This is a genomic window from Lysinibacillus sp. GJ-1 (genome assembly GCF_021166035.1).
Lineage (GTDB): Bacteria > Bacillota > Bacilli > Bacillales_A > Planococcaceae > Lysinibacillus > Lysinibacillus sphaericus.
This window is the reverse complement of the sequence record NZ_CP088912.1, coordinates 260,945-287,216: the sequence shown is the minus strand read 5'-3', so window position 1 is coordinate 287,216 and position 26,272 is coordinate 260,945. Positions and strand designations below refer to the sequence as shown.

26 protein-coding genes are annotated in these 26,272 nt (G+C 36.5%); 13 read left to right on the top strand and 13 right to left on the bottom strand.

All coding sequences use genetic code 11. From position 1 onward, the window contains the following. Positions 1 to 29 precede the first annotated feature (29 nt). Positions 30 to 455, top strand: coding sequence for an SRPBCC family protein (locus LO754_RS01350; RefSeq protein ID WP_024360879.1), 426 nt, complete (start codon positions 30 to 32; stop codon positions 453 to 455). Beyond that, positions 452 to 775 carry an ArsR/SmtB family transcription factor gene (locus LO754_RS01345; RefSeq protein WP_024360878.1) on the top strand — a complete coding sequence of 108 codons (324 nt, stop codon included), beginning with the start codon at positions 452 to 454 and terminating at the stop codon, positions 773 to 775. Before LO754_RS01350 ends, LO754_RS01345 begins: the two co-directional genes overlap by 4 nt. A gap of 327 nt (positions 776 to 1,102) precedes the next feature. Here the strand turns inward: LO754_RS01345 and LO754_RS01340 are convergent, their stop codons facing one another. Together LO754_RS01340 and LO754_RS01335 are read right to left on the bottom strand one after the other, a co-directional pair. Beyond that, the gene (locus LO754_RS01340; protein ID WP_108030696.1) at positions 1,103 to 1,882 is read right to left on the bottom strand and encodes a YqhG family protein; all 780 of its coding nucleotides are present in this window, start codon (positions 1,880 to 1,882) and stop codon (positions 1,103 to 1,105) included. Positions 1,883 to 1,996: 114 nt separating this feature from the next. Beyond that, positions 1,997 to 3,511 (bottom strand): DEAD/DEAH box helicase, encoded by a 1,515-nt coding sequence (locus tag LO754_RS01335; protein WP_029747050.1) that lies wholly within the window; start codon positions 3,509 to 3,511, stop codon positions 1,997 to 1,999. A gap of 323 nt (positions 3,512 to 3,834) precedes the next feature. Here LO754_RS01335 and LO754_RS01330 point away from each other — a divergent pair, with 323 nt between their 5' ends. The 5 genes from LO754_RS01330 to LO754_RS01310 all read left to right on the top strand — a co-directional run bounded on the left by LO754_RS01330 (position 3,835) and on the right by LO754_RS01310 (position 7,924). Next, positions 3,835 to 4,506, top strand: a complete 672-nt coding sequence (locus LO754_RS01330) for a carboxymuconolactone decarboxylase family protein (protein WP_024360875.1) — start codon at positions 3,835 to 3,837, stop codon at positions 4,504 to 4,506. Between the two features lie 176 nt (positions 4,507 to 4,682). Then, positions 4,683 to 5,264: a dienelactone hydrolase family protein gene (locus LO754_RS01325; protein ID WP_231785435.1), complete on the top strand. Its 582-nt coding sequence runs from the start codon at positions 4,683 to 4,685 to the stop codon at positions 5,262 to 5,264. Between the two features lie 12 nt (positions 5,265 to 5,276). Then, positions 5,277 to 6,233, top strand: a complete 957-nt coding sequence (locus LO754_RS01320; protein WP_231785434.1) for a LytTR family transcriptional regulator DNA-binding domain-containing protein — start codon at positions 5,277 to 5,279, stop codon at positions 6,231 to 6,233. Positions 6,234 to 6,377: 144 nt separating this feature from the next. Then, positions 6,378 to 7,226, top strand: coding sequence for an ABC transporter ATP-binding protein (locus tag LO754_RS01315; RefSeq protein ID WP_025218414.1), 849 nt, complete (start codon positions 6,378 to 6,380; stop codon positions 7,224 to 7,226). Further along, positions 7,223 to 7,924 (top strand): ABC transporter permease, encoded by a 702-nt coding sequence (locus LO754_RS01310; RefSeq protein WP_108030699.1) that lies wholly within the window; start codon positions 7,223 to 7,225, stop codon positions 7,922 to 7,924. Before LO754_RS01315 ends, LO754_RS01310 begins: the two co-directional genes overlap by 4 nt. Before the next feature lie 53 nt (positions 7,925 to 7,977). On the opposite strand, the gene ldmS is transcribed toward LO754_RS01310, so the two are convergent. Together ldmS and LO754_RS01300 are read right to left on the bottom strand one after the other, a co-directional pair. Then, positions 7,978 to 9,132: an L-aspartate--L-methionine ligase LdmS gene (gene ldmS, locus LO754_RS01305; RefSeq protein ID WP_038509352.1), complete on the bottom strand. Its 1,155-nt coding sequence runs from the start codon at positions 9,130 to 9,132 to the stop codon at positions 7,978 to 7,980. A 157-nt stretch (positions 9,133 to 9,289) separates the two neighbouring features. Further along, the gene (locus LO754_RS01300; protein ID WP_024360869.1) at positions 9,290 to 9,871 is read right to left on the bottom strand and encodes a GNAT family N-acetyltransferase; all 582 of its coding nucleotides are present in this window, start codon (positions 9,869 to 9,871) and stop codon (positions 9,290 to 9,292) included. Positions 9,872 to 9,970: 99 nt separating this feature from the next. Between LO754_RS01300 and pdxR the strand changes: the two genes are divergently transcribed. Next, the gene (pdxR, locus tag LO754_RS01295) at positions 9,971 to 11,338 is read left to right on the top strand and encodes a MocR-like pyridoxine biosynthesis transcription factor PdxR (protein ID WP_231785433.1); all 1,368 of its coding nucleotides are present in this window, start codon (positions 9,971 to 9,973) and stop codon (positions 11,336 to 11,338) included. A 91-nt stretch (positions 11,339 to 11,429) separates the two neighbouring features. Then, entirely contained in the window at positions 11,430 to 12,224 is a 795-nt protein-coding gene (locus LO754_RS01290; protein WP_029747048.1) for an EcsC family protein, read from the top strand. Between the two features lie 21 nt (positions 12,225 to 12,245). Here LO754_RS01290 and LO754_RS01285 read toward each other — a convergent pair whose 3' ends face one another. Further along, complete coding sequence (locus tag LO754_RS01285) at positions 12,246 to 13,220, bottom strand: quinone oxidoreductase family protein (protein WP_231785432.1); 975 nt, start codon at positions 13,218 to 13,220, stop codon at positions 12,246 to 12,248. Between the two features lie 77 nt (positions 13,221 to 13,297). Between LO754_RS01285 and LO754_RS01280 the strand changes: the two genes are divergently transcribed. Together LO754_RS01280 and LO754_RS01275 are read left to right on the top strand one after the other, a co-directional pair. Further along, on the top strand, positions 13,298 to 13,921 hold the full coding sequence (locus LO754_RS01280) for a hypothetical protein (protein WP_231785431.1): 624 nt from the start codon (positions 13,298 to 13,300) through the stop codon (positions 13,919 to 13,921). An 895-nt stretch (positions 13,922 to 14,816) separates the two neighbouring features. Further along, on the top strand, positions 14,817 to 15,380 hold the full coding sequence (locus tag LO754_RS01275) for a hypothetical protein (RefSeq protein ID WP_231785430.1): 564 nt from the start codon (positions 14,817 to 14,819) through the stop codon (positions 15,378 to 15,380). Between the two features lie 25 nt (positions 15,381 to 15,405). Here the strand turns inward: LO754_RS01275 and LO754_RS01270 are convergent, their stop codons facing one another. The 4 genes from LO754_RS01270 to LO754_RS01255 all read right to left on the bottom strand — a co-directional run bounded on the left by LO754_RS01270 (position 15,406) and on the right by LO754_RS01255 (position 18,718). Next, complete coding sequence (locus LO754_RS01270; protein WP_024360863.1) at positions 15,406 to 15,621, bottom strand: hypothetical protein; 216 nt, start codon at positions 15,619 to 15,621, stop codon at positions 15,406 to 15,408. A 417-nt stretch (positions 15,622 to 16,038) separates the two neighbouring features. After that, a complete protein-coding gene (locus tag LO754_RS01265) occupies positions 16,039 to 17,223 on the bottom strand; it encodes an NAD(P)/FAD-dependent oxidoreductase (protein WP_024360862.1) in 1,185 nt (394 codons plus the stop codon). A gap of 45 nt (positions 17,224 to 17,268) precedes the next feature. After that, a complete protein-coding gene (locus LO754_RS01260) occupies positions 17,269 to 17,697 on the bottom strand; it encodes a helical membrane plugin domain-containing protein (RefSeq protein ID WP_024360861.1) in 429 nt (142 codons plus the stop codon). Between the two features lie 403 nt (positions 17,698 to 18,100). Next, a complete protein-coding gene (locus LO754_RS01255) occupies positions 18,101 to 18,718 on the bottom strand; it encodes a TetR/AcrR family transcriptional regulator (RefSeq protein WP_036204619.1) in 618 nt (205 codons plus the stop codon). Between the two features lie 123 nt (positions 18,719 to 18,841). Here LO754_RS01255 and LO754_RS01250 point away from each other — a divergent pair, with 123 nt between their 5' ends. Next, entirely contained in the window at positions 18,842 to 21,028 is a 2,187-nt protein-coding gene (locus tag LO754_RS01250) for an MMPL family transporter (RefSeq protein ID WP_231785429.1), read from the top strand. A gap of 76 nt (positions 21,029 to 21,104) precedes the next feature. On the opposite strand, the gene LO754_RS01245 is transcribed toward LO754_RS01250, so the two are convergent. Then, positions 21,105 to 22,619: a DHA2 family efflux MFS transporter permease subunit gene (locus LO754_RS01245; RefSeq protein WP_025218403.1), complete on the bottom strand. Its 1,515-nt coding sequence runs from the start codon at positions 22,617 to 22,619 to the stop codon at positions 21,105 to 21,107. A gap of 157 nt (positions 22,620 to 22,776) precedes the next feature. Between LO754_RS01245 and LO754_RS01240 the strand changes: the two genes are divergently transcribed. Next, positions 22,777 to 23,682, top strand: coding sequence for a TetR/AcrR family transcriptional regulator (locus tag LO754_RS01240; protein WP_231785428.1), 906 nt, complete (start codon positions 22,777 to 22,779; stop codon positions 23,680 to 23,682). A gap of 63 nt (positions 23,683 to 23,745) precedes the next feature. Here LO754_RS01240 and cydS read toward each other — a convergent pair whose 3' ends face one another. The 3 genes from cydS to LO754_RS01230 are packed head-to-tail and all read right to left on the bottom strand — an operon-like array spanning position 23,746 to position 26,227. Beyond that, entirely contained in the window at positions 23,746 to 23,847 is a 102-nt protein-coding gene (gene cydS, locus LO754_RS23840) for a cytochrome bd oxidase small subunit CydS family protein (RefSeq protein WP_371830855.1), read from the bottom strand. 11 nt (positions 23,848 to 23,858) lie between these two features. Continuing rightward, the gene (locus LO754_RS01235; protein WP_231785427.1) at positions 23,859 to 24,887 is read right to left on the bottom strand and encodes a cytochrome d ubiquinol oxidase subunit II; all 1,029 of its coding nucleotides are present in this window, start codon (positions 24,885 to 24,887) and stop codon (positions 23,859 to 23,861) included. Next, the gene (locus tag LO754_RS01230; protein ID WP_231785426.1) at positions 24,884 to 26,227 is read right to left on the bottom strand and encodes a cytochrome ubiquinol oxidase subunit I; all 1,344 of its coding nucleotides are present in this window, start codon (positions 26,225 to 26,227) and stop codon (positions 24,884 to 24,886) included. Before LO754_RS01230 ends, LO754_RS01235 begins: the two co-directional genes overlap by 4 nt. Positions 26,228 to 26,272: the final 45 nt, after the last annotated feature.

Here is a 26,272-nt window from a genome sequence, read left to right as displayed (position 1 = left end):
TATATTTTTAAAATAGAGGAGACTATATGATGTCAGAGCAACTGCAAAATATTGTGAAAACTGTTACGTTCAACGCGCCAATCGAGAAGGTTTGGGACACTGTTACAGATGCTAAAAAACTAGGTTCTTGGTTTATGCCCAATGATTTTAAACCAATAGAAGGGCATGCATTTACACTCCAATCACCCTTTGGCCCATCGCCCTGTAAAGTTGAAAAAGTAGATGCACCACATTTTGTCCGTTTTGCATGGGATACTGATGGGTGGTTTGTTACATTTGAGTTAAAACAATCTGGAGAGCAAACAGTATTTACATTAACTCATGGTGGCTGGAAAGAAGCATCTCATCTAATTCCAAAAGCAAACATGCCTGCTGACGCTGTTCGTCAAAATATGGACAATGGTTGGTCGATGCTTGTTGGCAAAAAATTAAAAGAGACTGTGGAAACTGCATGACGCAACTTGCAAACAAGGTTGATGTTTTTCAAGCAATTGCTGACCCGACAAGACGTCATGTACTACAACTATTAGCATCAAGCGATAAACCCATTGCACTAATTGCTGACCACTTTACTATTAGTAGAACTGCTGTCGTCAAGCATCTGCACGTTTTAGAACAAGCCGAGCTAGTATCCGCCCAAAAGAAAGGGCGCGAAAAAATTTACACGTTACACACTGATCGGTTAAAAGAGATTGAAGACTGGTTACAATATTTTGACTTGTTTTGGAATAATAAATTGGCGCAGTTGCAACATATTATTGATAACGACGAATAACGCAAAACTTAAGCCGCTGGGACAAAAGAGAAAAGGTGTTAGATTGATGGCAGTCAATCTAACACCTTTTTTGCTGCGCCATTGTTGTCCGCTTCGGCGGTGCTTTCCGCTCAGCACAGTAAGCCGCAACCCTCGCTAACGCGCAAAAATGCCAACGTCTTACGCTGTGTGCGTTCTGAGCAGGAGTCACCCCTTCGCTACCAACAACTAGTGAACCCTTCTAATTTTTTTTATTGCAAAAGCAAGAATAGATAAGGTCTCCATATAGCAATACCTTTCCTCTGTTCCTTAAACTTTTTTAGTTAAGTCCCAGCCTCTTACATGTTTTTATCTCATATAAAATAATCCACCATTCACAATTTCAATTTTAATTTTTGCATCATATTGTTCTTCTAATGCTTTTTTCTCAACCTCATAACACTCCGGCTTTTCCTCTACATCTTCATAAAAGTAGTCTAAAACACGCTGGTCTCGTTGCCATCTCTTTTTTGCTTGTTCAGCCCATGTATGGTCATCCTGTTGAATAATTGCATCGATTGCTTTATCCAAGCGTTGAAGTGCACGTTCTGGCTTAATAATATGTTGTACATAAAATGCGTTTTCAGACTGTGTGCTGTCCCAATCGATGCTATTTATTGCTTCATGGAAATTATTATTTATCGTTCCTGTCAGTAAGTTAATACCAAAAGAGTACAGCATTTCTTTCGTTCGATCGCAACAATACGACACTTTATAATTTACGCCAAGCCATGGGGTAAGCAATACTTGCCCTATCTCTGCATCCACTTTTTGAAACATTTGAACAAAGGCTCCAAGCTCTCTTGTTGCTTGAAATATTTGATTGAGCCTGGGTGAGCCAAAATGGACAACTTCCCCGATTACCTTTCCTGACATTGCATTTTGCTCTGTAATAAAGGTAACTTGTGCAGGGTTAGGTTCGCCATTGGTTGCTTCTACATATTGCCAGTAAAAAGGGCGGTTCATAATTCTTTTATCCATAGCAATCGTTAATTGTACTGTTAAATAATGCTCATCCTCAAAGACCATATCACATTCATTTTCTAAGAAAAATTGTCGTAAATAATTATGAACTTGTTGTGGATACATGCCCTCTCCCCTTACAATAATTTCATTCACTTAGGCTTTCATTCCCGCCGAAAATGAAGTACATCTTGGACATTCAAACTTCATTAGCAACAATGCATTTCTACCAAAGCAAGTTTAGACGGTTTTTTTGAAATTCGTTAAAATGGCATCTAGGTCGCCAACTACCTTTTCAAACACATCAATTTTTGTATGCAGCAATGCTAAAATATCTATTTCAATCGTATCTTCTACTGCAAGATTATAAATATGAACGTCATGTTCTTGACCTAGACGATGCACACGACCTATGCGTTGTTCCAGCTTCATTGGATTCCAAGGCAAATCGTAATTAATTACGTGATGGCAAAATTGAAGGTTAATCCCCTCTCCCCCTGCCTCAGTTGCAATCAGCACTTGCGCTTTTTCCTTAAATACGTGTTTCATGTAATCCCGCTTGTTTTTATTGAACTTACCATTAAATAAAACACTCGTAATACCGTGTGAGTGTAAATACCACTGCAAGTAAATTTGCGTTGCACGATACTCTGTAAAAATAATGACTTTATCTTTCGCTTGTTCAATAATCTCAAGCGTTTTTTGGGCCTTCGAGTTGACTTCTAACGCCATAACTTTTGCTAGAATTTCTTCTAACGCTTCACGTTCAGCACTGTTTTCAAGCATTTTAGATAATGTAAGTGCAGTCGCCTCTTTACTGCTGCACATTTCCTTTTGCAACGTAATTAATGAAAAGGAGGCTGTAGATGTTAGCGTACCAAGCAGGTGATACACTTCCATTTCTTCAGGGCTAAAGTGAATTGGCACAATTTGAACACGTCTATTAGTCCACTCAATGCCTGTATCCTCCCTTCGATTTCTTACCATCACTTGATTGACTAATTCTTTTAAATAGTCATCATGCTGTAAATCGTGCTTGCTTGCAGAAAATGCAGACTGGAACGTTTCATAATTACCAAGATGACCTGGTTTTAGTAGCGAAATAAGATAATAAAGTTCAAAAACATCATTTTGAATAGGAGTTGCCGTTAGTAATAAGCAAAACTTCTTCTTTAATCCTTGTACGAAATCGTATATTTGGGTTTTATGATTTTTTAATTTATGCGCCTCGTCAATAATAATCATGTCATAATCTTGCGCATAAATAAGTTCTTTATGTGGGCTTTTTTTGGCGGTATCCATGCTCATAATAACAATATCGTAACGCTCAATTGGGCAATTTTTTTTATACGCCATTGCGGGAATGTGGAATTTTTGATTCAATTCTTCTATCCATTGGTTAATCAGAGATGCTGGTGCTAAAATTAAAGCCTTTTTTACAAGCCCTCGTATCAAATATTCCTTTAAAATAAGACCTGCTTCAATCGTTTTACCAAGTCCCACCTCGTCTGCTAATATCGCTTTCCCATTCATACGTTCAATAACGGTTTGCGCTGCTTCTAATTGATGGGCAAGTGGTGTTAGTTTGGGCAAAAATTTAGGTGCTTGTAAACCAGTAAATTCCGGAATTAAATTCATTTTCACAATTTCATAGTTCATTTTGTACAAAGTCCAACTATGCCATTTTTCAGCATTATTTAGCCTATTTAAAAAGCCTTCTTGCCAATCGGACGACCTCTCCACTATCATGATCATCACCTCATGCTATTATTTCTAAATTAGGTTGTCCAAAAAAGAAAAAGCTATGACCATTATTTATAGGAATATCTCAGTAAGTAAGACGATCTTTAAATCGAATAAAACCAACCCTATTTTTCTAGTCTTCGTAAAAAATACATATTTCCTTTGATTTTTAGTTCTATTTTCAAATTTTTCGAAATAAATTTACATTTATAGGATCATTTAATATTCTTTAGTAGAAATAAGCACACAACTTTTCACTAGATTTTAGTAATTGCTTTGGAAGACGGAAATTTTTGCTAGAATAACAAAAATACAAATGTTGAGGAGAGGGTTCCATGTCAACTAATAGTCTTTATCAAAAAAATTATTTTAATCGTTTAGGTGAATTCGCTAACCTTTCACCTGAATCGTTTCATGCCTTTGTTAAATTCGATACACTCGCTTTAAAGGAAGGGAAATTATCAGCTAAATTAAAAGAGTTAATCGCCATTGCTGTGGCTCATACGACAGGTTGTCCCTATTGCATTGAATTGCATATTACACAGGCTAAACAAAAAAATGCTTCAAAAGAAGAGGCTAGTGAGGCTATTATGATTGCTACCGCACTCAAGGCGGGTTCTGCTCTAGCCCACGGGGTCAATGCCTTAAACGCCTATGATGGCAATACGGATGAGGAACTATATAAAGAACAGTACTTTTTACGAATTAAAGAATTTTCTACTCTACATTCTAGCGCCTTTAATGCTTTTATTGACTTTGATACAAAAACAATGAAGGACGGGCTATTAACAGGATATGAAAAAGAACTCATTGCTATTGCTGTTGCCCATACTACAGGCTGCCCTTATTGCATTTCTCTCCATGTCCAAGCAGCAAAAAAATTAGGCGTTTCCAAAGAGGAAATTGCTGAGTCTATTATGGTTGCTACTGCATTAAAGGCGGGTTCTGCTTTAGCCCATGGTGTCAATGCCTTAAACGCATACGATCAAGTAGCCCTTCTTACGTAAAATATTTAGACTGTTTGTTAAAAGAGCAAGAGTGTTAGATTGACCGCAATCAATCTAACACTTTTTTTGCGGTAATCGTTATTATTCGCTAAGGTAACGCGCTTATAAATTCAATGTTTTTTATTAAATGTACGCTTTAAATACTTTTTGTTACACTATTGGAAAAAGAGGTTACTATGAAAAGAAAAAAAATCTTTATTCTACATGAAATTTACGGTGTAAATGATTTTATAAAAGATCAAGGACAAACATATAGTGATTCAAATACAAACGTAGAATGTATTTCTCTGTATTCCAACGGCAAAGTATTTTCATATAGTCAGGAAAAGGAAGCTTATCAATATTTCACGCAAGAAATCGGCTTTGATCGCCCACTTGAACGACTAACACTTCTTCTATTGGAAGCAAAAGTACAATATGATGAAGTGGTTTTAATCGGATTTAGCGTCGGTGCAACATTGGCATGGAGACTCTCTAACTTACCAATTCATCGTATTATTTGTATTTACGGCTCAAGAATACGTCAATACTTAGACGTCCATCCTACATGTCCAACATTGGTCATTTTACCTAGTCATGAAAAAGGCTTTGATGTGAATGAATTGAAAAAGGCAATAGAGCGATTGCCGTTTGTACAAACTGCTCAATTAAGTGGGAAGCATGGTTTTATGGACTACAACAATTCAAACTATTGCGACAATAGTAATTTACAGGCGCAATCTGTCATTCATTATTTTTTACATAAGGAACAGCTATAAGGAGTGCTTAGCATGAACCAAAATAAATATATTGAAATCGAACCTTATATTGAATCAGGAAATATTATTTATCCAAGCTTTCAATTTCCACTGCAACCAGACTGTATTATTGGCATTTATACTGACGTTGCTAAAATCAAGCCCTTAATGGAATGGTTTTTAAAACAACCTAATTGTTATACTTGTTTGCGAGAAAGTGCTTTATATGAGCGCCTGACAGTGATGGAGTATATTCAATTTTGTTTGAAGCTTTATACAATTCCCTTGCACAATAAAGACGAAATTTTAAAGCTTTTAACACTTACCGAACACAAAAACAAAAAAATCAATAAACTTCAAAACGGTGAAAAGCAACGTTTAAAACTGCTTCATACATATCTTAATTCAGCACAAATTCAAGTAATCGAGGAACCATTTCAAAATCTAGATGAATTTTCAAAGCATAGCGTACAACAATTACTTGCCGCTCTACAAAAAAAAGAAAAAACCATTATTTTACTTTCAAATAATTTGGAAGACTTGATTATTTCGAGTGGCGAAATATATAGATTAGATGCATTAGGTTTACATGCACTGGATGTAAAAGAGGATGAAATTGAAACAGTTTCCACACCAATCGACAATGCACCTATCCGCTTTGATAAAATCCCAACAAAGAAAAATGACAAAATCATTTTATTTAACCCACCAGAAATAGATTATATTGAAAGTGTGGAAGGCGTTGTAAGCGTATATGTTGCAAATGAAGCCTATCCTTGCACACTATCTCTTAATGACTTAGAACAGAAATTGACACCATTCGGCTTTTTTAGAAGTCATCGTTCTTATATCGTTAACCTCCAAAAGGTGCGTGAAATCATTACTTGGACCCGCAATAGCTACAGTCTTGCGTTAAATAGCAATGAAAAAACGGTTGTCCCTTTGTCGAAAAATAAACTTGCGGATTTAAAAGAAATACTCGGAATATAGTAGATTTCCCAGGAAATAAACGACTCCTGTCAGCTTAATATTTCTCCCTTGAAGGTCATTTTTCCGCCTTTCACCTGTAATTTAATGTCTACTTCTCCATCACACTGTAAAGTTAGGTTAACAACAACCACAGGAGGTTTACACATGGAGACAGTTATTGATGTACAACATTTAAATAAGGTGTTTAATAGGGAAACTGCCTTACAGGATGTTTCTTTCACGATTAAAAAGGGTGAAATATTCGGTTTTCTTGGCCCAAGTGGCTCGGGCAAAACGACGACTATTAAAATTTTAACTGCACAAACAGAAAAAACTGCAGGTGACGTTTCATTATTTAATCGCCCTGTTAGTGAAATGAAGAGCAGTCAAAATCGTCAACGCTTTGGCATTTTAACTGATAATAGTGGACTGTATACGCGACTTTCAATCGAGGAGAATTTATTACTCTATAGTAGTTTATATCAATTGCCAACTTCAGCAGTAAAAGATGCATTAGATTTTGTGAACCTTTATGCAGAACGTAAAAAGAAAATAAGTCAACTTTCTAAAGGGATGATACAGCGTGTGACATTAGCTCGTGCTATTATGCACAAGCCTGAATTATTATTTTTAGATGAGCCAACTTCAGCACTTGACCCTGTTAATACGCAACATATTTACAATGGTTTACGCAAGCTAAATGAGCTCGGGACAACAATCTTTTTAACAACACATGATATGAGTGAAGCAGAAATACTTTGTGATCGAGTTGCCTTTTTACATCAAGGTAAAATACGTGCGATTGGTTCACCAAAGCAATTAAAAAAAGAATTTGGAGATGAAACCATTACGGTCGAATTAACAAATGGTCACTACGAAACGATTCAACATGGCGAACAGGATGCACAAAAACTATATGATTGGATGCAATCGAATGCAGTTGCACGTCTATACACAAACGAGCCAACTTTAGGAGATATTTTTATGCAAATAACAGGGAGTGATTTAATATGAACATGTCATTTACACGTATTCAAGCAATTTTTATGAAAGACTACAAGGAATTCTCACGAAATTATGCAGTATCTGTTATGGTTTTTTTACCCCTTATATTAGCGTTTGCTTACAACAAGATTGGCACGAGCAGTATTGATGCATACTTTTTACCAATCAACTTAGTATTCGCAGTTGTAACTGCCTATGTACAATGTTGTTTAATAGCTGAAGAAAAAGAAAAAAATACGCTTCGAAATTTAATGCTATCTCCTGCCTCACTGGCAGATATTTTAATAGGAAAAAGCTTGTTCGTCTTTATAGTTACCGTTGTTGTAGTTAGTTTGGCCATTTTCCTTGTTGGTTATGAGCCTGCCAATCTTTTAATCCTAGCAATTGCCCTATTGCTCTCTACCGTATTCTATATTGCTTTAGGAACATTATGTGGATTATTTGCCAAAACGATTATGGAAGCATCCATCATCGTGATGCCCGTGATGTTTATTTTCTCCTTTGGACCGTTTGCCCTATCACTGGCTTCTGCCTACCCAATTTTAGAATTGGCGAAATGGCTACCAAGCTCACAGCTAGTGCTATTAGCAGAAGCTTTAGAAGGTCCCTACACAATGATGGATTGTATTATTCCAATCGTTACGATTACCGTTTGGTCGTTGTTAACATGGGGAATCACAGGATTTATTTATAAAAAATTAAATTAGGTGTCAGGCACTCAAACAATTTAAGTGCCAGGCACCCAAACAATTTCACTTACTTAAAGTAATTGTTGTTCAAGTTGTTCGATTTCTTGTAATGTATCTGCATACCAAATACCAATAAATCGCGATGCTACTTTATTTTCAAAATAATCCCCATCATAAAAGGATAGTGGCACTAGAACACCTTGTTTAATACATTGCTCGATTGTTTGAAAAAATGATGCATTCTCCTCTACACCTTTTGATGCGTAGGAAGCAAATTTATTAACCGGTTTGCCTAACGCTTCATGAAACATAAGCATAGATGTCGAGCCGTTTTGACGGAAGTTTAAATCAATCGCTTGCACATCTCCTGCTTCTGTTACGATTAAATCAAATCCCGCAACACCCACAAAGCCTTCTGCTACTCCACGCTCCATTATATGGCGTCCTACTTCAATCACTTTTTCTGGTACTTTCTCTACAATAACATTTCCTTCATAAATGCCATTGTCATCTGTCATTTGTTTAGAAGCACCCAAATATTGTATACCAAGCGCTTCTGAATAGACGAACTGGCAACTATAATTATCCTTTGCTTGCAATAACTCTTCAATAATAATACTTTCTGTCCCATTCATTCGGAATTGACGTAAACCTTCTGTGAGCTCATCCTGATTCTGGCAAATAATAACACCGTATCCACCAGAAGTGGGCGAATCATCTCCAGGCTTGAGTACAACAGGTGGCTTCCAATTTTTCATTGCATCCGATAATTTATACAGCTCAATGTTTAATCGGCTTGGCACGTATTTACTGTCAATTAAATGATCAATGTAAGCTTTCGTATTAAGCTCATTAAATTTCGCTGCATCCATCCAATAACAATTTCGATTCATATCTTCTGCGTCATGTAAATACTGACAAACAATCGTTTTTCCTTCCGCACACCATGCATCCAATTGTGCTAAATATTCTTCTTGCGTTTCATACGTATACGGTTGCTCTATCCAAGCTAAACCAGCTACTTCGTGTAGCTTTTTAGCTTTTGCTGTTTGTGTTGCACGGTGCACTAAAACAGGAATATCTGCAATAGCTACTTCCCTTGAGGTTAATGCATCTAGTTTATGACAATCATCCATCATCCATGGATTATCGCTATATGGTGTACGAGGTGTATAAACAGCATTGTCACCATATATTTGTCGCAATGTTAATTTTGGCTTCAACATACTAGTCCCCCACTTTTCAAAAATAGATTTTAAATAATCTACCCTTGAATAACTAAAACCACACTTTTTTTGACAAAAACTAGATTATTAGACTACTAATCATCCATTTTTTTACTGATTTTTAATAAGTAAGAGGAAGAGTTAATGTATTTTGAAGTTACTCCATTTCTAACAATATTTCTAAGTGTGCCTTTACTTTTGGCCATTCTTGTAATGTAATACTATACATCACTGTGTGCCGCGTTGAGCCATCTTTACGAATCATATGATTGCGTAGAACCCCCTCTTTTGTAGCTCCTATACGTTCGATTGCCTTTTGTGAACGTAAATTGTCATGATCTGTTTTAATTTGAACTCGTTGTAGACCAAGTACTTCAAAACAATAGGTAAGTAATAAATATTTACAATTCGTATTGACCGCAGTACGCCAAAATGAAGGAGTAAGCCAAGTAGTCCCTATTTCTAACCGTTGATGCTTGCTATCTATATCCATAAAACGAGTTGAGCCGATAATTTGTCCTGATAACTTATCCACAATGACAAATGGATACTCCTTCATGAGGCTTTTGTTAGACAATGCATTTTCCACAAAGTTATGCACATCACTTTCATCCTCAATCGTTGTGGACATATACGACCAAATCTCTGGATAACTGCCTGCAGCCAATAGCGCTGGACTATCCCCTCTCACTAAAGGTCTTAATAATACAACGTTATTTTCTACCATGTTAAATTTCATTGTCCTTCACTCCTTTTTTCATTATTAAACAGGATTTTTGATATGATGAATATAACCAATTTTCAAAATTCTAACCATACCAAGGAGCTGTGAAATGAAATGGAACTAGCTATCTCCTTTATCGGAAATAAGCCTAAATATGCACAGATTTATGAAAACATTAAACATGCTATTCTTTCGAAAAAGCTTCTAGCCCATGAACAATTGCCTTCCAAACGAATGCTTGCAACAACATTACATGTTAGCGTTCATACAATAAAAGAAGCCTATGAGCAACTGCTTGCAGAAGGTTATATTTATAGTAAAGAACGCTCAGGCTACTACATTGCGCAATTGGAGTTTGAATGGCTCCAACCATTACAAACAGAAAAATCCGCTTCATTGCCTATGACCGAACAATCAGTAACCTATGATTTTAGTAATGGTCATGTGGATAAAGATACGTTCCCCTTCTCCATTTTCCATAAGTTAATGAAACAGCATTTTACTATTAACAGTTTATCAACAAGCCCATGGCAGGGAGAAGCAGCTTTACGACAGGAAATTGCCAAGTATGTTGGACGCTCCAGAGGTATTCATTGCGATCCATCGCAAGTATTTGTCTATAGTGGTACACAAAGCCAACTGCAAGCATTATGTCATTACTTTGGTCCACAAACGCATGTTGGCTTAGAGGAACCTGGGTTTAAACGTGTGAGGGCTACGCTACAGCAATGTGGTTTACCCATCTATCCGATTACTGTGGATAACTTAGGCGTAACGGTACCCCAAAAGGCTATTCACATGTTATACACAACGCCAGCTCATCAGTTTCCACTGGGGATGGTTATGTCGGCTGAACGACGTGTAGCACTATTACAATGGGCGAACTTAAACGAGGCATTTATTATAGAGGATGATTATGATGGAGAATTTCGTTATAAAGGGCTTCCGATTCCCTCCCTAGCAAATATGGATCAACTACAGCGGATCATTTATTTTGGGACATTTTCAAAAACATTACTGCCGTCTCTCCGGATTAGTTATATGATTTTGCCTCAATCACTCATTGCATCATTTTCTAGTTTTTATCAGGAACAAAAGTCCGTTGTGTCAAAAGTAGACCAGCTTGTACTAGCTGATTTTCTTGGACAAGGGCTATTTGACAAACATTTAGCTAAAATGCGTACGATTTATCGAAAAAAACAGCAAACGCTACTAGCAGCTATTGCTAATCATTTCTCCAATGAATTTAAAGTTATAGGCGAACACGCTGGTCTACATATTATTGTGAAACTACCAAAAAGATTATCGGAACAAGATGCTCTTCATCTTGCTCATACAGTAGGCGTTAATGTTTATCCTTGTTCGACTTCATTTCAATCCCCTCCTGAACATGCGATGATAATTATTGGCTATGGAGGATTGTCACTAGAACAAATTGAAGAAGGTATTTCCTTACTTGCTTCTGTATGGCATGCCTCTTAATCATTATTCATTAATGTTTATGCATGTACTTGAAACTTTTTAAACTAAATAACGTATTCTAACTAAATGCATTCACAAGGGGAGTAGATAAATGGAGAATCGAGAGCAATTAATCAACTATTTACAAGAAATTGAAGCGTGGGAGAAAGACCAAAAAGGACTATGGTTTTGGGAGAGATTAGGGCGCATTCCATTTAAAATTTTAGATAAGATGACCCCTGCCTTTATTCAACAAAAACTAGCTTTACTTGTCGATGAGCTAGGAAGTTATATTCAATCTGGTGGAAAATATTTAATTAATGAACAAATGATGATTCAAAAAATCCGTAATCAGTCTTCGAATCCTAATATATTTGCAATCTCTGATATCGGGAATATTCCTTTAGAGGAGATGATTGCTCTTAGTGACAAGCTTCAAAAAGAACGCGTGAAATTAGCAACAGTACAAGGTGCTTCGACTGGTTTTGGTGGTATTTTCACATTGGCGATTGATATTCCTTTTATATTAGGAATGGCTTTAAAAACATTGCAAGAAATAGCCATTATTCATGGCTACGATCCGAATGATAAAATGGAACGTATTTTCATTGTGAAATGTCTACAATTTACGTCAGCGGATATTGTGGGTAAAGAAGCTATTTTAGAAGAGCTGTCCTCCATGCACGACAACAAAAACGCATCAGAAACGATGATTTCACAGCTTCAAGGTTGGCAGGAAGTATTTTTCACGTACCGCGATCAAATGGGCTGGAAAAAGCTCTTCCAAATGGTACCGATTGCAGGCATGATTTTCGGAGCATACGCTAATAAAGGCATGATGCAGGATGTTGCGGAGACAGGCATCATGCTATATCGAAAAAGAAGAATATACGAAAAACTAAATTAGTGCCAGTCACTCAAACAATTCTCACACAATTTTAATTAGGATTTTTCCTTGATGTTGACGGCTCTCCATAAAGGTATGTGCCTTTTCCATATCCTCTAAAGCAAACTCTGCTGCTATAGGCACTTGAAAACTTTCATTCTGTAATAATGAAAATATTTCTGGAGCTACTTGTTGCAATAATTCCGGCTTTAAAGCACGCGTCGTTCCTAAGCTAAAGCCTTTTACATTGCGGCAACTACTATGTAAGTCAGCTGTTTTTATTTGACCCACCTGACCACTACTGTTACCAAATTGCACAAGAGTACCATATGGAGCTAAGCAACGGAAACTTTCTTCGGTAATGGCTCCTGCAATCGAATCAAAGACAACATCGACACCAAGACCATCCGTATAGTCATTCACTTTGGCACTAAAGTTTTCATATGTCAGAACATGATGTGCACCTAGCTCATAGGCAATGGCAGCTTTTTCTTTAGTGCTAACAGTACCTATTATTTTCTTCACTCCACGCCTTTTTGCCATTTGAATAAGCATCGTTCCGACTCCACCTGATGCAGCATGAATTAAAATACTATCGTCTGTACCTAGTTGTGTAATTTGATGTGTTAACATATAAGATAAAAATAAAACAGTCGGTATAGCAGCTACCTTTTTAAGAGGTACGTCATTTGGAATGCGAAACACTAGCTGTTCATTTGCGACGACATATTGCGCATATGCACCATTTTTTGGGAAAGCAATCACTTGGTCTCCCTTTTGAAAACCACTGCTATCATCAAAAACCTCTTCTATAACACCCGCAACATCTAATCCAAGGATCATTGGAAAATTCGCTTTCGCTTTATTGCCCGTTCTATTTTTGATATCCGCAAAATTAACACTTGTATAGGACGCCCGTATTAGCACTTCCCCTTTGGAAATCGCTGGTTTTGGACAATCCACAAAAGTTAATACGGAGGGTGGTCCAAAAGCATTTATTGTAATAGCCTTCATCATTTTCCTCCTTCCTGTTATTATAAAATTATAACTAACTTTACATAAAAGAGTTATAATTTTTCAAACCGATAGGAGGAATGATGATGATGAAACCTAGAAAAGATACTTACAATGGCATTGACTGCAATTTCTTTGATATGAATAGTGACAAAATTTGTTTTATGTTCTCTGGTACAGGCTACAACTATGACAAACCCCTACTACATTACGCTACTTCTTTGATGCTTGATCTTGGTTATGATGTTGTTCAAGTATGTTATACATTTGAGCAACAGTTGTTCCACAAGCCGCCAAACGTTATATCTGAAAAAGTTTTTAACAGTGTCGATTCTATTGTGACCTATTATTTACAAACAAAAGCTTACAAAGAAGTTGTTTACATTGGAAAATCGCTAGGAACCCTGCCAATTATTGATTTTTATATGCAACAGGAGACCGTTTTACCTTCCCGCTATATACTGTTTACACCACTGCTATCCTTGGAACATACTATGCAAAACTTAATCAATCGACATTCCTTTTTAGCTATAGGAACAGCTGACCCTCATTTCTCAGTGGAAAGACTTAACCAACTAACTTCTCATCAGCTTACTATTGTAGAAACTGCAAACCATTCACTTGAAATAGCAAACAATACACTAGAGTCGATTAATACCTGTCACACAATATTAACAGCGCTCAAAGCTTACCTTCAAAAATAATGAATTTCCATACAATAAAGAAGCGTAAAATAATATTTCGTAAGACTTTTTACAATCTAACCGTTGGAAAATGTGATTGTCTCTCCGATATTAAATGTTTTACTCTTCTTCAATCCACCTATTCTCAATGTTACAATGATTTTTCCCTTATTTAATAATTCTTTTATATTCTTATTTTCTATTTTCGTATGGTTAATAATGATTTCTTCTTTATATACTATTTCATTCTTTGCTGGATCTTTAAATTGATAAACGGAACCTTTTCAATAGATGTCTTCCCCTAATAATTCACGAAATGAATAGGGATGTCTATTTTTATATCATCAATTTTATTAGAATACTTTATGTTTAGAGTAAAGTTTAGTTTTCTATAGATGTGTTTCTGAGTATTCTCTATATCAAATTTACTTAGATTCTTTTCTCTAATTTTAATTATTTCAGTATTAATATTTATGATTGGATTAAAGCGAGAATATGTAAAAATACTAAACCCAACTGCTAAGAAAATGAACAACAAAACAACTATAATCCGAATTCTCCTCACTTTATCACCTCCTAAGTCATTTCAAATTTCCTCTTTACGCAATATAATTCCGCAATTTAATATTCGAATCCTCTAAACATCCAAGAAGAGTCTTCGCTATATCAATAGCAAATCATTCATAAAGAAGAATCCAACAAAAAATGACCTGTAAATGCTAGACGTTACAGGTCATTTATTAAAAATTATTGTTAAAACTAATTTACCAAGCACGGAAATGAAATATGCGTTGTAGAAAGCAAAGTTGCTCACGGTATAAGGATTTCTTATACAACTTTAATTTTTTCAATTTACTAAAATCAGAAAATTTTATATTATAAGACTATGCAAACAACTTACATAGGAGATGATATTGTGTTAAAAAAGTTTATTTTTTTATTTACACTACTATTATCTTTATCTACTGCTTTTGCAATTGATTCAAAAGCCGCGGAAGTAGTTGATTTAGCAGAAGTAGTTGATTTAGCAGAAGTAGTTGATTCAGCAGAAGTAGTTGATTCAGCAGAAGTAGTTGATTCGGCAGAAATTTCACCTTTTTTTATTAATGATTTCCGATATAGAAAGACAAACGTTAGGACATACTTTGAATGGTCGGACTTTAAGAGAGTATCTGATAATCTAACGACAGGCGCTGCAGGCGGTTCTATTACATCATCTAACACCGTCTCTTTTCAGACAGAAGTGTCTGGAATAATAGATGGATTAGGTTATTCAAGATCAAAATCTATCACTAGCTCAATAGGATATACATTGCACGCTAATCCTAACACAACTGTTTATATGGGATATAGAGCATATTATAAAGTCGAAACGGGTACTAGGGAGCTTTATGATATAGTAACCGGAAAAGTATTAAGACGTAATACCTATACTATAAAGATTCCACAATATGGTGATTATAAATTAATAACAACTTAGCAATTAAAACAAGACTAGCTACTGGCTAGTCTTGTTTTAATTGCGAATAAAGGAAATATCCTAATTTAGAAAGTGAATATAATAAAAAAATAATCAATAAATTTCTAGATATTACATATCCATCAATCGCTAAATTATATCCTTTCGGTACTAAAATTTCACTGTTTAATAAAATATATATTGTAGATAAAATAGGAATTATTATACATAAAACGCCTAATAGTTTATACTTATTATCCATAATTTACTTCACCTACTTAACTTTTTGTTACCAATCTAATACTAATTAATCCCTCATCTTTTTGTCTCTCTAGAAACCCCCTTAGTAAACCACCATTTGAAATAAATCGTTTATAAAGACTATCGATATCTTTTACAGGATATTTGGAAACCTCAAAATAACGGTAGTATCTTTTCATGTACTACTTCTTGCAAAAGTGTAGACTAGAGCTAGTCACTTTAATTTTACACAAAAACTTTTTACATATCAAAATCTAATTAAAGCCTTGTCGAGTTATGTCTAAAGACTATTTTACATCTACTATTTGTTTTCGCTCTCCTCTTTCATTTCTTAATATTGGAATATAGATATTAAGTTTTGAAAATTTCTATAAAAAAACCCTTACAACTGTAAATAGTTGTAAGGGAAACGCTATGCTTAGTATGCTAAGCCGAATAATGCTTTAATGTGTGTCAGATAGCGAATGTTAGACGCTTCTTTCATAAGTGTTGCAGGTAGACCTTTAAGTTGTGTGTTGCTAGCACCAATAGTCGCAACTGCATCTTTACGTCCTAAGCTTGCAAGTGTACCAGAGTTAACTGCAGAGAATGTTTTCATCTCTTGGTTTTTGTATTGTGCAAATAAATTGTATCCTGCACATTCACCCATTTGCCAAGCAACTTGTGCAGTTGGCGCATAAAGTGGACGTCCGCCGTCAGCTGGTAATGCCACAGAAGCATCTCCGATTACAAATACATCTTCGTGTGATGTAGATTGTAGGAATTCGTTGATTGTTGCTTTGCCACGGTCAGCAGCAAGGCCTGATTCAGCAACGATTGGAAGTGCAGCTACACCACCAGTCCAGATGAATGTATTGGCAACGATTGACTCACGGTCTTTAAGTGAAATAACGTTACCATCAACACCCGTTACTGGAGTACCTGTGATAAATTCTACACCGCGTTTTGTTAAGCTTTCCGTTGCACGTTCAATTAGTACATCTGGAAGTACTGGTAAGATTTTAGGACCAGCTTCAACTAGCTTAATTTTAAGATCTGCAAAGTTTACACCGTGTTGTGCTGCGATTTTTGGGAAGTTGTCCACGATTTCACCAACAAGCTCAACACCTGTTAAACCGCCACCGCCAATAACGATTGTTGCATCTGCTTCATCTTTAGATTGTGCATATGCTTTAATACGATCTTCAATGTGTCGGTTAATTTTGTTTGCATCGTTAACAGATTTAAGTACCATTGAATTTTCTTCTAATCCTGGGATACCGAAGAAACCAGTTTGGCTACCTAAAGAAACAACTAATGTATCGTAAGATAAAGTGTAACCAGTATCTAGGTCAACCTTTTTAGTATCTACATTAAATTTCGTTACTTTAGCGATTTGTAAATCAATATCTAAACCTTTAAAGATTTTTTTAAGCGGTAGCGCTACTGCACCTTCTGCAATAGTACCACCAGCTAAACGGTGAAGTTCAGTGATGATTTGGTGCGTTGGGAATTGGTTTACTACTGTGATTTTAGCTTCATCAGCTGATAAATACTTACGCGCTGTTAATGCAGTTAATACACCTGCGTAACCAGCACCTAAGATGACGATTTCTTTTGACATGATTAATTAATCCTCCGTCCTTACGAATTGAATATATCTCGAACTTTATTTTGATTTACGTTCAGCGTTAACTTGTAAAAATGCATTAACAAAACGGAAAACATTTTGAACTTGTGGGTCTTTTAACATTTTCACAAGACCAAATAAACCGATGACTTCTTGGCTTTCAGAAGCGCGATCTTTTGCTTCAATAGCTGTAGCTGCAAGTTGTTTAGCCGATCCTACTACTGGTCCAGCCATTTCTGTTACAGCACCAACAGTATCACTTTTTAACACTTCGTCGGTTGCAACTGCTTGCGCAAACTCATATGATTTAGTTAATAACGTCATCATTTCAGTTAGCTTTGGTAATTGTTCAACTAAAGTTGTTAGAGATTCTTGCACCTCAGGCTTTAATAGTTGGTCTAGTACATCTAATTGTTCTTGACTCACAGTTAATTGTTCAGACTGTGCTTGGTTATTCGTTTCTGACATTTTGAACTCTCCTTTGCCGTCACTAATACTATTTTTTATATTGCCTCCATGTAAAAAAGACCATTAAGCGATCTTCTTAACAGTCGTTACAGCGGATATCTTACATTCACCAGTCACAAGGGCTGGAAAGCGAATTTCATGATTTGTTACATATTTTCCATTTTGCACAAAGCGCATCACAATTCCATCCTTATCTTATCTTGGTGACATTACATCATCCATTATAAGACTGTTTGCGCATTATTTCAATCAACTATGGCACAATCTTTGAAAAATAGTTTAATGGTAAACTATTTTTAGCAGTCTGTACTCTTTTTCTGTTCTTTTTGGAAGAAAAATCAATGTTAACCATGCGATAAAACAACTCAAACGCCATAAATTATGTTATTAGCTACAATTTTTCTCACTTTTCGATGGATAACCAAAAGAAAGCAATAATTTCTTTTGACGCCAAAGATACTGTGTCAAAAAGCCTTTTTCCTTCACCATCTTTAAAGTAGCCCACTGACATTAGCGCCATAAACGTATGGGCAAAAAATTCTGCATTCCCTTTGCGAATTGTCCCTTTTTCCATCTCACTTTGCATCGCTCGCTCAATCGTTTTATACATCTCATTTTCAGAAGCATGTACTTCTTTCAATTGCGTTTGTGATAGATTGATGGTCGCCTCTCGCATAAAGTTCTTCATATCAATATCAACAGTTGCTGATAAATGGACTTCAATCAGTTGCTCTAATCGATCTCTAAATGGAATCGGTTGCTCTAAAATTCGTTCAATATGATGTCTAATTCTATGCATCATTTCAACTAAGGCCGATGTATATAAATCCCCTTTAGTTGGGTAGTAGTAATAGATAGTGGCTTTTGTAACATTACAGGCTTTGGCAACATCATCCATGGACACGTTTTTGTAGCCATCCTTAATAAACAGCATGGTCGCTGTTTCTAAGACAATATCTTTTGTAGGTTTAGCCTTGTCATCATGGCGAGGTCTTCCTAGAACACGCGGTGATTGTTTCAACAAGATCGCCTCCTTATAATGTGTAGTACTAAACATATTATAACATATCAATACTTCTGTATTGATTAATTAACCTTCTAGTATATATAATTAGTGTACATTACATGAAACGGAGGTTTTCTAATGAAAAAACATCCACTTGAGCAATGGGGCTCAATGGTAGCCAGTAAAAAAGGGCGTTTTCTTGCACTTGGATGCTGGGTATTACTTGTTCTCGTCCTTTCGTTTGCTTGGCCGCAAATTAATAGCATCGAAAGTGAAACGGGTAAAAACTTGCCTGACACCGAGATGTCCGAGCAAGCAGCAGCCATTATTGCTGAAGAATTCCCAAATGATGCAGGTACACCTTTATTACTCGTTTGGCATAGAGAAAGCGGTCTAACACCAGCTGATTTTGGAGCTATCCAAAAGGTTTATGCAGAGCTAAATAGCAACCCTTTAGAGCATCAAACATTAGTTCCACCATACGATAAAATGCCACCACAGGCTTTATCAGCATCTGCATCTGACAACGGTTCTACAATTGTCACACCTGTTTTCTTTGAAAAAGATGTTGCCACTGATGTTTTACAAGATAGTCTAGATACATTATCAAAAACAATGGATTCAAACAATGTTCAACTGGATCAAGATTTATCAAGCGACGCACTACATGTTCGCTATTCTGGACCAGTCGGTATTGCAACGGATGCTGTTAGCTTATTTTCACAAGCTGATGTAAAACTAATGATTGCAACCGTACTGCTTGTATTAGTGTTATTAATTTTAATTTATCGTTCGCCATTACTTGCCATTATTCCTTTAATTGTTGTAGGGCTTGCCTATGGTGTTATTAGTCCAACACTCGGTTTCTTTGCAGAGCAAGGATGGATTGACAAAGATTCACAAGCTGTATCTATCATGACGGTTTTATTATTTGGTGCTGGTACGGACTATTGCTTATTTTTAATTTCAAAATACCGTGAAATTTTACTTGATGTTGAAGATAAAGCGACAGCGATGAAGCTCGCTGTAAAAGAGTCGGGTGGCGCTATTATGATGAGTGCGCTTACCGTTGTTATTGGTTTAGCTACACTTAGTCTTGCCCATTATGGCTCATTCCAACGCTTCGCAGTGCCATTTAGCTTTGGCGTATTGGTAATGGGCATTGCTGCGCTAGTTGTTTTGCCAGCAATTCTTGTGATTATAGGGCGAGTAGCCTTTTTCCCATTCACGCCACGTACAGAAGAAATGGCAAAAGCAAAGGGCAAAAAACAGCACAAACCTTCTCATAAAGTGAGTCATAAAATTGGACATTTTGTAACGCATAAGCCATGGATTGTTATTGCAGTCACTGTCTTGCTCCTTGGTGGCTTAGCGGCTTTTGTACCACGCATTCAATATACTTTCGACTTATTATCTTCTTTCCCAGAAGATATGCCATCACGTGAAGGCTTTACTTTAATAGAAGAGAATTTTTCACCTGGCGAGTTGGCACCTGTTCAGCTAGTAATTGATACGCAAGGCTCGGATGTTAATTTACAACAACAGCTTACAAAAATTCCATATATCGATAACGTGTCTGATGTACAAATTGGTACGAAAAATAATTCGATACAATTGTATGAATTATCATTGAATGCCAATCCGTATGCACAAGAGTCTTTAGAGCATATTCCGGAATTGAAAGCTGAAGTTGTTAAACTTCTTAAAGATTCTGGTATAAAAGATGCTGACTCACACGTATGGCTTGGCGGGGAAACAGCAAGCCAATATGATACAAAGCAAATTACCGAGCGCGATGAATCTGTTATCATGCCTACAATGATTGCTTTAATCGCATTATTATTATTTGTTTATTTACGTTCAGTAACAGCAACTGTTTATCTGCTTGCTACAGTTATTATTTCTTACTTTGGTGCGCTTGGTGCGGGCTGGCTTATTTTGCACCATGTCATGGGTGCAGAGGCAATTTCAGGCTCTATTCCGCTATATGCCTTTGTATTTTTAGTTGCACTTGGCGAGGATTATAATATTTTCATGATTTCTGAGATTTGGAAGAAACGAAAAACGAAGGACCATTTAACAGCGGTAGAAGAAGGCGTTGTGCATACAGGTAGTGTTATAACATCCGCAGGACTCATTTTAGCAGGTACGTTCGCGGTGCTTGCTACATTACCAATTCAAGTCCTTGTACAGTTCGGTGTTGTAACAGCAATCGGTATATTACTGGATACGTTTATTGTACGACCTTTACTTGTACCTGCCATTACAACGGTGCTCGGCAAATATGCATTCTGGCCAGGAGCGCTCTTTAAAAAAGGTCATTAAATGGTGACAGGCACTCAAACAATTTAGCATTTAAAATCCCACCGACAGTTTGATCGGTGGGATTTCTTTGTCTATCTTAATTTGTTGGTTTTTTTAAATCCATCGTAGCTGCTGCACTTTCAACTTTTACACGTTTTAAGAAGAACGCTAGTATTAGTGCTAGTACCGTCACAAAAGCAGCGATTAAGAAAGAATGTGTAATGCCGTCTAGTAAAGCTGTTTGCATAATTTGCTCTTTCATTTGTTGCATTTGCTCCGCTGTTGGTGCAACACCAGATTGAGCTGCATGTGCTTTAGCCTCTGCAATTAAATCTTCTGCTGTTGATTTTGTACGGTTATTCATAAATGTAACTAATACCGCACTACCAATAGCTCCAGCTACTTGTTGCAAAGTATTATTAATAGCTGTACCATGTGGATTCATCATCTGTGGTAATTGGTTTAAACCATTTGTCATAATTGGCATCATAACCATCGACATACCAAACATCCGAATTGTATACATCGATACGATAAATGTATAACTAGAATCCATCGCTAATTTCGTTAAGCCGAAAGTAGCCATTGTTGTTATTGTTAGACCGATTATCGCTAATATACGTGGTCCAAATTTATCGAAAAGTTTACCAGTAATCGGAGACATAATCCCCATTGCAAGGGCACCAGGAAGCATCATTAAACCTGCTTCGAATGGTTCAATCCCACGAATTGATTGTACATACGCAGGGGTTAAAATCATCCCCGAGAACATCGCCATTGAAACGATTACGGAAATCGCAGAGCTTAATGCAAACATAGGATATTTGTAAATACGTAATTCTAATAAAGGCTGATCCATACGTAGTTGTTTAAAGATGAAGATAATTAAAGCAGCAAACCCCACTATAATCGTACCGTATACCCAAGGACTCGACCATCCTTTGTCACCTGCCGTACTGAAACCGTATAAAATTCCACCAAACGCTACTGTTGATAATAATACAGAAGGAACATCTAAGTGTACTTCACGTGTTTCCATTACATTGTCTAATTTCCAAATACCAAATAGTAGACTAATAATGGCAAATGGTATAATCATTTGGAACAACATACGCCAATCATGATGTTCAACGATATAACCAGATAATGTCGGACCTATTGCTGGTGCAGCGATCATAACTAAACCGAAAATACCCATTGCCGCTCCACGTTTTTCTTTTGGGAAGCTAGTTAGCATGACGTTCATTAATAATGGTGACATACTAGCAGCCCCTGCCGCTTGCACCATACGCCCTGCCAGTAACATGCCAAAGTTTGGAGCAAAGCCAGCCATAATTGTACCTATCGTAAAGATAGACATTGCCGTAATAAATAAATGTCTATTTTTAAAGCGCGTCACAAAGAATGCTGATGCAGGTACTAAAATACCGCTGACCAGCATATATCCAGTTGCAAGCCATTGTACCTTTGCATACGTAATACCAAAATCTTTCATGATTGTTGGCAACGCAACATTTAACAATGTGTTGTTAAGAAAAGCAACAAAAGCACCCACGAACAAAATAGCAATCATGCCATAAGGGGGCTTTTTCATTGTTAAGTCATTATTCATTTATATCCCTCTATTCTCTCTTGTTGTTTACGATAAAACTTATTTTATACTCGCAGTCTACTTTTTTCAAGAATTAAGATTAATAAATTTCAAAACGTTGATATAACAGCGTTTACATTGTAGAATACTAGTATAATAACTTTAAAAAGGTGAGGTCATGAATAAAAGAAAAAGACAAATAATTACTGCAGCTCGGGAACTTTTTATAGAAAAAGGATTTTTAGATACGTCCATTAACGATATTATTAGTGCAGCCAAAGTTTCAAAGGGCACTTTTTATAATCATTTTGTTTCTAAAAATGAATGTTTAATTGCCATTTTAGATGAGGGGCGTGAGGAGGCTAGTAATCGTCGACACGAGCTTCTTTATGGAAAGGATCCCACTGATTTAGAAATATTAACACAGCAAGTGGCAGTGTTAATGCATGTCAATCGCGAGCATAACCTCATACAAATTTTCGAATCGATTTTCCATTCACGGGATAGTGAACTTAAAAAAATCCTTTTGAATTATCACTTACAAGAATTAGAATGGCTTGCCAATCGACTTGTCCAAGTTTTTGGTGAAGAAATTAGACCGATGAGCTATGAATGTGCCGTACAAACATTGGGGATGGTGAACCTTTCCTTACGTGCAGTCCTAATAGCGGACTACAAATATATAAACCGCGAAGCCATTGTACGAGTAGCATTACGCAATATAAGTGTCATTATACCAACTATGCTTGAATCCAATGAAGTCCTTATAAGTGCTGAAATGTTTAACGCAATACAAAACGTAATTAATTATCAACAAGTAAGTAAAGATGTCGTCATTGACCAATTAGCAGGCTTTACTAAGGGACTGTCAGAGGATGACACGCTTGAAGGTTTTGAATATGCAACATTTCTTTTAGAGGAATTGCAGCAACAAAAACCAAAACTCTTTATTATTGAATCCTTGCTCACCCCTTTCAGAAAAGCATTCGTTGGAACGGAACATGCTGCTGAAGCACGTGATATTGCCAATAGTCTATGGCGCTATGTAAAAATGCAACAACCATCAGAGCAATGTAAAAAGTAATCAAAAACCCCCGATTAGCAATGCTAATCGGGGGCTTTAGTGGTGCCAGTCACCCAAACAATTTTAACGATTTACTTTACGGTCTTTCGGGCCTACCCAGAAGCCAATTATAATACTTAAAGCAACCACTAGAAACGGTGCATAAAAAATAATAAATTGATTCACTGTAAAACCTCCTATACGTGATGATTCCGTTTACCACAAGCATAATCACGATCAAATACAAACCATTTCATCACTAAATAAAGTGAAGGTATGAGTAAAACAAGACCACCAATAAAGGCAATGACCAATGCTATCGCCATCGATTCATTTGTAAAACTATCATGAACCGATAAATATGGGTACAACAAGTAAGGATAATGAGAAATGCCATAGCCGAAAAAGGCGAAGCCAAACTGTACGACCAATAATATAACGGCTAGCCCATATTTTTTCTTAACGCCTAAAAGGATTAGAGTCATGATAAAAAGAACACCTGACATGGCGAATAGCCACCATAAATTCAGCATATTTTCATAGTGCGCAGTATTGTGCCCCTTTAATTCCACCATAATCCCGATAACACTTGCAACAAGTGGAATTGACCAGCCAAGTGCATATTTTCTCATTAAATCGGAAGCGTGTTCATCGTTCGCTCTTTTACCGTACCAAGTTAAAAATACTGCGGAAATATACAGAACCGCTACAACACTTAACAACACGATTGACCAAGTTAAAGGACTAGTAAAAAGTTTCGCAATTTCCAAATGAGGCTGATCCTTTACCATTGTTACGAATCCACCCTCGGAAATCGTCAATACAATGGAAAGGGATGCTGGGATAAATAAACCAGTGACACCGTACATTAGCTTATAGCCAATGTGTCCACTTTTTGCACTATAAGATTCAAATGCATAATAACTCCCCCGAATTGCAATTAAAATTAGAGAAATACTTACGGGTACTAGCAAAATTGTGCCATAATAGTAAGCTGATTGCGGAAAGAAACCAACAATACCTACAAAGAAAAAAACTAAGAAAACATTTGTAATTTCCCACACTGGTGATAAATAGCGTTTTATCACTTGTGATAAGATATGATCTTTCCCAATCATTACACTATAGGCATTAAAAAAGCCTGCCCCAAAGTCAATAGATGCAACGATGACATAACCAAAGAGAAATAACCATAGTACAGAAATGCCCAAAACTTCTAAGCTCATGGTTCTTCACAACCTTCAACTAATTTATGTTCTGCAAGTTCACGTTCAATTGGATTGTCACGGAACATCCGAATAAGCGCTATGATACTACCAATTGCTAAAACGATATATAAGCCCGCAAATAGAATTAACATCGTATCTACTTGCCCACTCGTAGTCGCACCTTCCGATGTTTTCATGTACCCTCTTAAAATCCATGGTTGTCGCCCTACTTCAGCTAACCACCAGCCCGCTTCTATTGCAATAAGTGCAAGTGGACCACCTGCAACAATTACTCTTTTAAATAGTTTAGACGAAACAAATCGCCAATTTCGCCATTTACCCAGAACATAAACAGCTGCCACTACAATTAATAACGTGCCAATCATCACCATTACATCGAATAAATAGTGAATATAGAGTGGTGGTTGTTCATCTTTCGGAAATTGATCAAGCCCCGTCACTTCTGCAAACGGATTATTATGCGCTAATACACTTAAAGCATAAGGTATTTTAATAGCGTATTTTATGTCTTCTCCATCCAATACACCAAATAAAACAAGGGAAGCGTCTTCTTCCGTTTCAAAATGCCATTCTGCTGCTGCTAATTTTTCAGGTTGATATTCCGCTAAATATTTGCCTGAAAAGTCTCCTACTACAAGTGCTGCCAGTGAAAAGACTAACCCTAATTTCATTAGTAAATACAGCGCTTTTTTATGATATACGTGCGCAGACCCTCGTAGCATGCGATAGGCAGCAATGGAAGCTAATAAAAAAGCTGCCGTCATATAAGATGTTACTAAAACGTGCGCTACCTTTGTCGGCATTGCCGGATTAAACATAGCTAGTATGGGCTGAATATTGATTAGCTCCCCATCCACAATATCAAATCCTTGTGGTGCATTCATAAAGGCATTCACGATTGTAATAAATACTGCTGACATAGAAGCACCAATGGCTACTGGTACTAATAATAGTAAATGTCTCTTCGGATTTTTGAAGCGATCCCATGTATACAAATACAACCCTAAAAAAATGGCTTCAACGAAAAACGCGAACGTTTCCATAAATAGTGGTAGAGCAATAATTTGACCAGCTAATTCCATAAAGTTTGGCCATAATAAAGAAAGTTGCAAGCCAATTGCAGTTCCTGTCACAACGCCAATTGCTACTGTAATAACAAATCCACGTGCCCAACGTCGAGCGAGTAATAAATAATGCTCATCATTATTTTTAATCCCAACCCATTGAGCGATCATAATCATCAGCGGTATACCAACACCAATTGTTGCATAAATAATATGGAAAGATAATGTTAATTCGGTTAAGGCACGGCTCCAAAATACAGCTGAATCATTCATATTTATACATCTCCTAGCTACTAAATATTCTCCCGACAAATGACA

What these genes read in the sequence shown, in the direction of transcription:
- LO754_RS01280 (WP_231785431.1), top strand. Translation starts at nt 13,298, where the DNA reads ATGATGATGATGAAACCTAGAAAAGATACTTACAATGGCATTGACTGC.
- LO754_RS01230 (WP_231785426.1), bottom strand. Translation starts at nt 26,227, where the DNA reads ATGAATGATTCAGCTGTATTTTGGAGCCGTGCCTTAACCGAATTAACA.
- LO754_RS01235 (WP_231785427.1), bottom strand. Translation starts at nt 24,887, where the DNA reads ATGAGCTTAGAAGTTTTGGGCATTTCTGTACTATGGTTATTTCTCTTT.
- LO754_RS01350 (WP_024360879.1), top strand. Translation starts at nt 30, where the DNA reads ATGTCAGAGCAACTGCAAAATATTGTGAAAACTGTTACGTTCAACGCG.
- LO754_RS01335 (WP_029747050.1), bottom strand. Translation starts at nt 3,511, where the DNA reads ATGATCATGATAGTGGAGAGGTCGTCCGATTGGCAAGAAGGCTTTTTA.
- LO754_RS01310 (WP_108030699.1), top strand. Translation starts at nt 7,223, where the DNA reads ATGAACATGTCATTTACACGTATTCAAGCAATTTTTATGAAAGACTAC.
- ldmS (WP_038509352.1), bottom strand. Translation starts at nt 9,132, where the DNA reads ATGTTGAAGCCAAAATTAACATTGCGACAAATATATGGTGACAATGCT.
- LO754_RS01320 (WP_231785434.1), top strand. Translation starts at nt 5,277, where the DNA reads ATGAACCAAAATAAATATATTGAAATCGAACCTTATATTGAATCAGGA.
- LO754_RS01260 (WP_024360861.1), bottom strand. Translation starts at nt 17,697, where the DNA reads ATGTCAGAAACGAATAACCAAGCACAGTCTGAACAATTAACTGTGAGT.
- LO754_RS01340 (WP_108030696.1), bottom strand. Translation starts at nt 1,882, where the DNA reads ATGTATCCACAACAAGTTCATAATTATTTACGACAATTTTTCTTAGAA.
- LO754_RS01250 (WP_231785429.1), top strand. Translation starts at nt 18,842, where the DNA reads ATGAAAAAACATCCACTTGAGCAATGGGGCTCAATGGTAGCCAGTAAA.
- LO754_RS01325 (WP_231785435.1), top strand. Translation starts at nt 4,683, where the DNA reads ATGAAAAGAAAAAAAATCTTTATTCTACATGAAATTTACGGTGTAAAT.
- LO754_RS01345 (WP_024360878.1), top strand. Translation starts at nt 452, where the DNA reads ATGACGCAACTTGCAAACAAGGTTGATGTTTTTCAAGCAATTGCTGAC.
- LO754_RS01330 (WP_024360875.1), top strand. Translation starts at nt 3,835, where the DNA reads ATGTCAACTAATAGTCTTTATCAAAAAAATTATTTTAATCGTTTAGGT.
- LO754_RS01270 (WP_024360863.1), bottom strand. Translation starts at nt 15,621, where the DNA reads ATGGATAATAAGTATAAACTATTAGGCGTTTTATGTATAATAATTCCT.
- LO754_RS01290 (WP_029747048.1), top strand. Translation starts at nt 11,430, where the DNA reads ATGGAGAATCGAGAGCAATTAATCAACTATTTACAAGAAATTGAAGCG.
- LO754_RS01285 (WP_231785432.1), bottom strand. Translation starts at nt 13,220, where the DNA reads ATGATGAAGGCTATTACAATAAATGCTTTTGGACCACCCTCCGTATTA.
- LO754_RS01300 (WP_024360869.1), bottom strand. Translation starts at nt 9,871, where the DNA reads ATGAAATTTAACATGGTAGAAAATAACGTTGTATTATTAAGACCTTTA.
- LO754_RS01245 (WP_025218403.1), bottom strand. Translation starts at nt 22,619, where the DNA reads ATGAATAATGACTTAACAATGAAAAAGCCCCCTTATGGCATGATTGCT.
- pdxR (WP_231785433.1), top strand. Translation starts at nt 9,971, where the DNA reads ATGGAACTAGCTATCTCCTTTATCGGAAATAAGCCTAAATATGCACAG.
- LO754_RS01240 (WP_231785428.1), top strand. Translation starts at nt 22,777, where the DNA reads ATGAATAAAAGAAAAAGACAAATAATTACTGCAGCTCGGGAACTTTTT.
- LO754_RS01315 (WP_025218414.1), top strand. Translation starts at nt 6,378, where the DNA reads ATGGAGACAGTTATTGATGTACAACATTTAAATAAGGTGTTTAATAGG.
- LO754_RS01265 (WP_024360862.1), bottom strand. Translation starts at nt 17,223, where the DNA reads ATGTCAAAAGAAATCGTCATCTTAGGTGCTGGTTACGCAGGTGTATTA.